The following is a 1145-nucleotide window of genomic DNA, read 5'->3' as shown; positions in this document are numbered from 1 at the left end:
CCGTACGCGTATCTCAAGGATGTGCTGATGCGGTTGCCGACGCAGAAGGCTAGTGAGATCGAGCAACTCCTGCCACATCAGTGGATGCCGGGCTGACCTGCGCAAGGCGTATTCCCCGTACGCTTACAACCAAGCGGGGTGAGCACCCAACGAAGTGACGTCCATACGCAGATTTCCAATCGAGTCATACTCGAGGAAGCAATAAAAAGTGCTGTGGATAACTGATTTTAGCGCTGTGAGATTTGTGGATAGTTTTTTTTTGACTAACCGCTAAGCTAGCTATCACGGAAGACAAGGACACTGTGGATAACTTTTGGCGATCCAATGAAAGTTAGTTGAAACCTTTTGCACACATGGATGGGAGGTATGTTTGGGTATATCAACCAGATACGAAGGGGACCGGAATCCTGTGTACGCTTCACGAAGATTTTTTATGGTTGTCAATGCCGGTTTCATAGCGGTACCATGCACAGCTATCGCTATAGTCCTAAGTGCGAATCGATCTAAGAAAAGGTGGATAGAGGCGTAAGCTTAATTCCCAAACCTTCCTAGCGACTTCAGCAAGTAGCGAATTGATATTAGAAAATCTTATTTTGGATAGTGAGGAGAAAGTATGAAGGATTCTGGTTAGATTTCTGGGAGCCAGAATAGACAAAGGCCTGAGTTTTACCCCAAGCCCCTGTGTCAAGATTGCAGCCCTGACACAGCTATTGTCTATCCGCATGTGCGGGACGTCAAGTCCTGCCGGTTCCCCTCGTCCCTAAAAAACGTAATCCGGATGCCCTCCGAGCATCTGGTGGTATGCATATGTCCTTCGTATGCATGTACTCAGCTTGGCCACCTTTGGACGAACCAAGTGGCATGGGTATGGACAGCAATGATCTCTGAAAAAACGCTAAGGCGGATCAAAGACCGCCAAGCCAATTTCCGCTGGGGCGATGAGTACGAACCAGCTATATTCGCCGTGCCCGGTGAAGCACCTAAGACTTCGAGAATCTGCCGCCTAAACAGCCGCAAGTGGACTTGCCCCTACCAAACCGGACACCAACTCCCCGTTAAATTGATGCTGCTGCCAAGCGCCTAAACTCTCTCGGCGACCGATATTTCAAAGCGCTGTGCGGATGCTGCTCGTTGTAATGCTCGAA

At 49.3% G+C, this 1145-nt stretch carries 1 protein-coding gene; it reads left to right on the top strand.

Annotated features, from left to right (window positions below; all coding sequences use genetic code 11):
* A partial coding sequence (locus HAQ05_RS27760) for a transposase domain-containing protein (protein WP_190424563.1) occupies window positions 1-96 on the top strand: 96 nt, incomplete at its 5' end.
* Window positions 97-1145: the final 1049 nt, after the last annotated feature.

The organism is Pseudomonas typographi, from assembly GCF_014694385.1.
Classification (GTDB): domain Bacteria; phylum Pseudomonadota; class Gammaproteobacteria; order Pseudomonadales; family Pseudomonadaceae; genus Aquipseudomonas; species Aquipseudomonas typographi.
Note: the sequence above shows the minus strand (reverse complement) of the source record. Positions and strands in the feature narration are given on the sequence as shown.